The organism is Xenorhabdus aichiensis (assembly GCF_028598775.1).
GTDB lineage: Bacteria > Pseudomonadota > Gammaproteobacteria > Enterobacterales > Enterobacteriaceae > Xenorhabdus > Xenorhabdus bovienii.
In genome coordinates this window covers 85,852-93,067 of record NZ_JAQRFO010000016.1, presented here as the reverse complement: position 1 = coordinate 93,067, position 7,216 = coordinate 85,852, and the positions used below count along the sequence as shown (strand labels likewise).

General features: G+C 41.3%; 8 protein-coding genes. 3 read left to right on the top strand and 5 right to left on the bottom strand.

The window, feature by feature from the left end; translation table 11 throughout:
• On the top strand, positions 1-152 hold a 152-nt coding region (locus PSI22_RS09430; RefSeq protein WP_273579521.1), incomplete at its 5' end, for an SDR family oxidoreductase.
• A 98-nt stretch (positions 153-250) separates the two neighbouring features.
• On the opposite strand, the gene PSI22_RS09425 is transcribed toward PSI22_RS09430, so the two are convergent.
• Entirely contained in the window at positions 251-595 is a 345-nt protein-coding gene (locus tag PSI22_RS09425; protein ID WP_273579516.1) for a SymE family type I addiction module toxin, read from the bottom strand.
• Positions 596-1,474: 879 nt separating this feature from the next.
• Here PSI22_RS09425 and tnaA point away from each other — a divergent pair.
• Positions 1,475-2,884 carry a tryptophanase gene (gene tnaA / locus PSI22_RS09420; RefSeq protein WP_273579515.1) on the top strand — a complete coding sequence of 470 codons (1,410 nt, stop codon included), beginning with the start codon at positions 1,475-1,477 and terminating at the stop codon, positions 2,882-2,884.
• Positions 2,885-3,607: 723 nt separating this feature from the next.
• Positions 3,608-4,240, top strand: coding sequence for a tyrosine-type DNA invertase (locus PSI22_RS09415; protein WP_273579520.1), 633 nt, complete (start codon positions 3,608-3,610; stop codon positions 4,238-4,240).
• Between the two features lie 96 nt (positions 4,241-4,336).
• Here PSI22_RS09415 and PSI22_RS09410 read toward each other — a convergent pair whose 3' ends face one another.
• The 4 genes from PSI22_RS09410 to PSI22_RS09395 all read right to left on the bottom strand — a co-directional run bounded on the left by PSI22_RS09410 (position 4,337) and on the right by PSI22_RS09395 (position 7,202).
• Positions 4,337-4,912 (bottom strand): TerD family protein, encoded by a 576-nt coding sequence (locus tag PSI22_RS09410; RefSeq protein ID WP_038186255.1) that lies wholly within the window; start codon positions 4,910-4,912, stop codon positions 4,337-4,339.
• A 77-nt stretch (positions 4,913-4,989) separates the two neighbouring features.
• Complete coding sequence (locus PSI22_RS09405) at positions 4,990-5,568, bottom strand: TerD family protein (protein ID WP_273579514.1); 579 nt, start codon at positions 5,566-5,568, stop codon at positions 4,990-4,992.
• 118 nt (positions 5,569-5,686) lie between these two features.
• Positions 5,687-6,718: a TerC/Alx family metal homeostasis membrane protein gene (locus PSI22_RS09400; protein ID WP_273579513.1), complete on the bottom strand. Its 1,032-nt coding sequence runs from the start codon at positions 6,716-6,718 to the stop codon at positions 5,687-5,689.
• Between the two features lie 28 nt (positions 6,719-6,746).
• Positions 6,747-7,202, bottom strand: coding sequence for a tellurite resistance TerB family protein (locus PSI22_RS09395; protein WP_273579512.1), 456 nt, complete (start codon positions 7,200-7,202; stop codon positions 6,747-6,749).
• Positions 7,203-7,216: the final 14 nt, after the last annotated feature.

Sequence of the window (7,216 nt, the reverse complement as noted above, 5' to 3'; positions counted from 1 at the left end):
GGGAGCCTGATCGGATTGAGCGCATCAAAGATTCTTTGCCCATGAAACGGGGCGGACAACCGGAAGAAGTCGCGCAAGCTATTGCATGGCTGCTGTCTGATGAGGCATCGTACGTGACGGGAAATTTCATCGATCTGGCGGGTGGAAAGTAGATTGCCTGAATGATTTTGAATGGTGCTGAAGCGCTGTGAGTATGAATAGCCGGAAAGAATATTAAGGATATTTCCGGCTTATTAATGGGGATGGGTTCTTAATCTAACAATTCCGTCAATTTGGGTTTAAGAATAATCTTGCCAGGTGTCACTTCAATATTGATGGGCTGCTCCACTAACTGACTGCTCGTCAGCCAATCACCAGCAATATAAAGCTCACCGTTTTCACGAATGTTGTCGATACCTTGATCTGCATGATCTTCGACTTCATGGATCAAACTGACCAGATCAACATCAGGATCAACGAGAGAGATAATTATCCCATTGGAAAATTGTGAGATATGAAATAACGCATCCGCACTAAATCCAGCATCGCTGAGTGTGCTGCCATTAAGCATTAATTCGGGAATATCAGTATGGCGAAATGAAACATGGAGGCTCATTTGTACGTTCCTTGTGTTATTTAGGCATATTGCGATACTTTATCAGTACTTCGCCGATACTGCACTGCGAATTCATACGTGTTTTCAAATTCATGCGTGTTTTGATTTGTACCGCATTTGTTGATTAATTCTCAATATCTACACACTAGCGCTTAGATGAACACTATGCTATCGATAATGTTGGTCTTTGCGAAGCAACTCGCAAAAAATTACTGGATATTTATCCATGCTGACATACTTGGCTGAGTTAAAAAATAAAAATAGAAGATAAGGCTATTAAAGGCCCAGTAGGGTGAAATTATCTAGACAATGTCTCGATAGAAATAAAAATAAATAATATAAATTTTATCATTATTTCAATTTTTTATTCTTTGGATTGTGAATTAGTCTTTTTTAAATTTTCTGACAAAATTTATTTTTTCATTTTGATTGAATGTCATGATGGCGTTTTTATTTATTACTTTTTATAAAAGGTATAATTATTATTAATACTATATTTTAAAAATAGGTTTATTTTTACCCAAAAACATTCTGATATGTCATTATTTTTAAGCGCATTATAGACAGGGGAATATCATTGTTGTATAAGTACATATTGTGTAAGTACATGTTGTATAGGTTAATTAGTTTGAGGTTAATATATGAGTTGTCAGTTGGTGTTATTTAGAGGGTCTTTTTAAGCTTATTCTAATATCCATTATCATATTTTAAATCCTTTTCCTATCTAATCAATTCTCTCTTTTTTTATAGAGATTTTCTTTAAACATTGCATTTTGATGTAACAAGGTTTCTGTCATATTTCTCCGGAAACTGTCAGGACATTGTTCACATTATGCAATATGGCCAATTATTGTCTTATTTTCGAGTAGGAAAATTAAAATGAAAAGAATTCCTGAGCCCTTCCGCATTAAAATGGTAGAAAATATCCGTATGACAACCGCCGCCGAACGTGAAGCGGCATTGGAGGAGGCTGGGTATAATCCATTCCTGCTGCCTTCAGATATGGTTTACATTGATCTGCTGACTGATTCTGGTACGGGTTCGATGAGTGATCGCCAGTGGGCAGGTATGATGATGGGGGATGAAGCTTATGCGGGTTCCCGCAACTATTATCATCTGGAGAGTAAAGTCAAAGAGTTGATTGGCTACGAATATACGATCCCCACTCATCAGGGACGCGGGGCAGAGCAGATTTTATTTCCCGCTCTGATCGCTAACAAGAAAGCCAAAGGCGGCGCTGAAAAGCCGGTATTTATTTCTAATTTCCATTTTGATACGACAGCAGCACATGTGGAATTGAATGGTGCATGTGCTGTCAATATTGTCACCCCGAAAGCGTTTGATACAACAACCTATTATGACTGGAAAGGTAATTTTGATCTTGATGCGCTCAAGAATACCATCAAGGAACATGGGGCGGATAATATTGTCGCTATCATTACTACTGTCACTTGTAATAGCACAGGAGGACAGCCGGTTTCTCTCGCTAACATGAAGGCTGTATATGATATTGCGAAACAGCATGATATCCCTGTCGTGATTGATTCAGCACGTTTTTGTGAGAACGCCTGGTTTATTAAACAGAGGGAAAAAGGTTACGAAAATAAATCCATCAAAGAGATCGTCAAGGAAATGTATCAATATGGCGATATGCTCACTATGTCAGCGAAAAAAGATCCGATGGTAAATATTGGGGGTCTTTGTTGTTTCCGTGATGATGAAGCGTTGTTTAACGAAGTACGTATTCGCTGTGTTCCTATGGAAGGGTTTGTAACCTATGGCGGGCTTGCCGGCCGTGATATGGCGGCGCTGGCGATTGGGCTTGAGGAAGGAATGGATGAAGATTTCCTATCTTACCGTATTAATCAAGTGAAGTATTTGGGTGAAAAATTACGGGAAGCCGGTATTCCTGTACAGTACCCTATTGGTGGTCATGCCGTCTTTGTTGATGCCAAATTGCTCCTGCCTCATATTCCCAGCGATCAATTCCCCGCTCATGCACTGAATAATGAATTATATCTGGAAGCAGGGATCAGAAGCGTGGAAATTGGTTCTCTATTATTGGGTCGAGATCCACAAACCGGGCAACAAAAACCCTCACCGATGGAACTCATGAGACTGGCTATTCCCCGTCGTGTTTATACCAATGATCATATGGATTATATTGTGGAAGCTTTTATCGCCTTAAAACAGCGTGCCGCAAAAATCAAGGGATTAACGTTTACTTATGAGCCGCCTGTATTGCGTCATTTCGTATCGAGATTAAAACCGATTGATAACGATAAATAATCAGAAAACGATAGCTTTATTTGCAGTATTTTATGAATTAACAGCTAAAGTATACAATAATTAAGGCAATTAACTGCCATAAAAAATCAGCCATATGTCGTGTGCACATATGGCTGTTTGGTTTCTCTTTATTTTATGTCTTGAAAATACAACTCAGAATGTTGGCTAAATGTAGTCTGCTTTTATTATGTTTTCTGCTGTAATAATATTGTCATATATATGAAATGAATTTGTAATATAAATGTAATTAAATATAGTTTCTTTAATATCATTGACCCTTCTGCTATCAACCAAAATTAAGATATTGTCGAGGGAGAAAGATGCGAAAAGAGTGATTTTATAGTCACTGAATATCACTGAATAATTTAAATTCATTGATCGTATATTTTATTTATCGCATTATTCAAGTCTGAGGAATATATCTTAGTGGTATTTTTCCTTGGAGTCTGACCATAAAAATTAAGTTAATTGTATGAGATTTAATTTTGTTATCAGTTTTTCATATGTTCTATTATGGGAATATTATTATGATTTTTAGTTTATATAAAAATAATTACTTAGCTGATTATATGTTATTGGTGGTTATATTAATAATTATATTTCATAAAGAAATTTAACAAAGAAAGTTATTATTTTAAATGATGCTATTAACTGAAAGGCGTTGTTTTATGAATACTTTAAATGATAAGAAAAATAATTAATTACCACAGAGAGTAATACATGATGCTAAAACGTAAATATTTAACCCACTCTGAAATTGAACAGCTATTAGCTGAATTGGAAAAAGGGCCAAATGCAGAGCGTAATATCTGCATGCTTTTTATGGGCTTCATCCACGGCTTTCGAGCTTCTGAGCTTTTGAGGCTTCGAATGTCTGATGTGGATCTACGTGACCGTAGTTTGAGTGTTAATCGTTTGAAAAATGGCTTTTCTACGATCCACCCCATGATTGCCAGAGAAATTCAACTAATACGTAAATGGATGACAATTCGAAAGAAATTTGAAAAATTTGGCAAGAGTGAATGGCTTTTTATTTCCCGTACCGGGGAGCCGTTATCGCGCCAGCAATTCTATAAAATTATTAGGAATACAAGTATCAAGGCAGAAATTGCGATTTGCGCGAATCCGCACATGTTGCGTCATTCGTGTGGTTATGCGTTAGCGGATAATGGCGTCGATACACGATTGATTCAAGATTATTTAGGTCATCGCAATATTCGCCATACAGTCAGATATACCGCGAGTAACGCAGGTCGCTTTGATGGAATTTGGAGAGCAAGAGGGAAGAGAAAAGGGGTTACATTTAGTACCAAACTGTTAGCTGCCGATGAATTTTCTGGCTCAGAGCTGTCCTGAAAATTGTCTTTGAATAATCATGTTTATCAGCCATAACTTGATAAAAAGCCCTGCCGATATTACCAAGCAGGGTTTTTTAATCATGGTGTAACTATATTAAATGGTTATACCGTGCTGGATAGCAAGGGCAGACAAGCCGCCGGCAAAACCCTGACCTACGGCTTTGAATTTCCATTCCGTATTGTGGCGATACAGTTCACCGAAAATCATGGCTGTTTCTGTTGAAGCATCTTCAGACAGGTCGAAACGGGCAATTTCCTGATCGTTGTCGTTGTTGACTACGCGGATAAAGCTGTTGCTTACCATCCCGAAATTCTGTTTGTTGTTGTCTGCGTCATAAATAGTGACTGCAAACACCACTTTTTTCACGTCAGCAGGCACTTTCGCCAGATCGATTTTAATCTGCTCGTCATCGCCGGCGCCTTCACCCGTACGGTTATCCCCTTGATGGCTGACTGAGCCACAAGGGCTGACTTTATTGTTGAAGAAGACAAAGTGGCCGTCTGACAGAACTTTGCCATCTTCCCCAACCATGAAAACTGAGGCATCAAGATCGAATGCCGCCCCGTCAGTGGCACGCATATCCCAGCCAAGACCCACCAGCGCAATATTCATCGCAGGGGCTTCTTTTGTCAGTGATACATTGCCGCCTTTAACCAGAGATACACCCATTTTTATTCTCCAAATAGTATTTTAAGGTATCGGGCAGGCGCGCCTGCCCGATCATGAATTAAGTGATGGTTGAATGATCAGGAAGCGTTAATGCCATACTGAGCACAAACAGATGCCAGACCACCTGCATAGCCTTGACCAACAGCACGGAATTTCCACTCTGTATTGTGGCGATACAGCTCGCCAAACAGCATGGCAGTTTCCGTTGAAGCATCTTCAGTCAGGTCGTAGCGGGCAACTTCAACCTGAGTATCATCGTTAACCAATCGGATGAAGGCACCGGAAACTTGTCCGAAGCTCTGATGACGGGTTTGTGCGTCATGGATAGTCACAACAAACACCACTTTTTCCACATCGGTCGGAACCTGATCCAGTTTGATCTTCAGTGATTCATCATCGCCATCTCCCTCACCGGTACGGTTGTCGCCAGTGTGCATGATGGAACCATCAGCAGATTTTAGGTTGTTGTAGAAAATGAAATCGGCATCACCACGTACTTTGCCGTTTGCTGATAGCAGGAATGCAGAAGCATCAAGGTCAAAATCTTGTCCATCGGTGGCACGAGCATCCCAGCCAAGACCGATCAGAACATTTTTCATCGTTGGCGCTTCTTTGCTCAGAGAAACGTTACCGCCTTTAGAAAGAGATACACCCATTATTATTTCCTCACTGATTAAGTCGCATACCCTTCGTCTTTCAATTTGCTGTTTTGTTAGCGACAACTTGAAATCTACTGGGTATATTGATTAATTGTATTAATTTTACTTACCGGATTTAGCTTTCATTTTCTTCTCTTTGGGGGAACAGCAGGCTGGCAATAATGCCGGCAGTCAGTACCCCAATCACCACGAACAAGCTGGCTGTCGCCGAAATTGAATAACCGTGGTGGAACATATGTTCAGATGCGTTCAAGCCGAGTTTGATGGCAATAAAGAACAGCAGAACGATGACCGCTTTTTCCAAGTGAACCAGATATTTTTTCAGTGCTTCAAGCACGAAGTAAAGCGTACGCAGACCCAAGATAGCAAACATCATGGCACTGTAAACGATTAAAGGCTCCCGGCTGACAGCAATAACCGCAGGTACAGAGTCAAAGGCAAACATCACATCGGACAGCTCAACCACCGCCAGACACAACATCAGTGGTGTAGCATAAAGTGCTGCTTTACCCGTACGACCCACTTTCACATCTGCGTTTTCCGGTTTGGCGAGTTCGGCATTCACTTCCTTTTGGTTCAACATGAAAGCGTGGCCGCGCAGTTTTGGCCAAATAGGGAAAAAGCGTTTCACCAGACGGTAGGCAAGGTGCTGTGAATAATCCTCGATTCCATCGCTATCATCACCGCTTTTCAGCATCATGACCGCAGTCCAGCCGACGATGATGGCAAAAACCATTTCGACCCAAGGGCCAAGCATCAGCAGGCTTGTCCCGATGGCGACAAAGATGCCACGGAAGACAATTGCACCGATAATGCCCCAGTAAAGGACACGATGGCGGTAGCGATCAGGAACGGCGAACCAAGAGAAAATCGCCATGATGACAAACAGGTTATCGACAGACAGCACTTTTTCCAGTGCATAACCGGTAACAAACAGGCTCGCGGTTTCAGCGCCGTGATGGACAAACAGGAATCCGGCGAAAACAAAGGCAATAGCGATCCAGAAGACGGACCAGAGAGCGGCGCTGCGCAGCGAAATCGGCTTATCATGACGATGCATAAAGAGGTCGATAAAGAGCGCACCAACCGACAGAATAATGAATACAGCAACGGTTTCCATCGGAAAACCTATGTGCGTGGATACCATGAAGTGAGCCTCTTAAAGTTATCTGCGATTACAGTTCGAAATCTGCGGGTGTAAAGCCCAGAGTTGTGCAAATTTCACGGGCAGCCGTTTTTTCGTTGTTATCAAAATCGCCATCACTTTTGGCGACGGCAATACCTACGCGTAAGGAAAGCTGCGCTGCTTCCGGCTGCGGTTTCAACGCCATGATGAATTTCATGGCTTCACCTTTGCCAATGTCAGCATCAAATTCATAGCTGCTGACCAGCTTGTTGAAGAATTCGATAATTTCAGTGGTATCGAAGACTTTCAGTTCAGGGGAGTTTTTGATGAACCCCACCATTTTCTGTTTTTCTTCTGAACTGGCGCCGTTGCTTGCCATAGAAATGTGTGCACACACGGCTACGGTGCCTTCCATGAACTTGCGGTTCTTGAAGCGACCCACTTGATTGGTCAGTTCTTCACGGCCTGCGCTGAAAGCCGTCTTGATTTTGTTTAAAAAGGACATAGTTCTCTCCGATT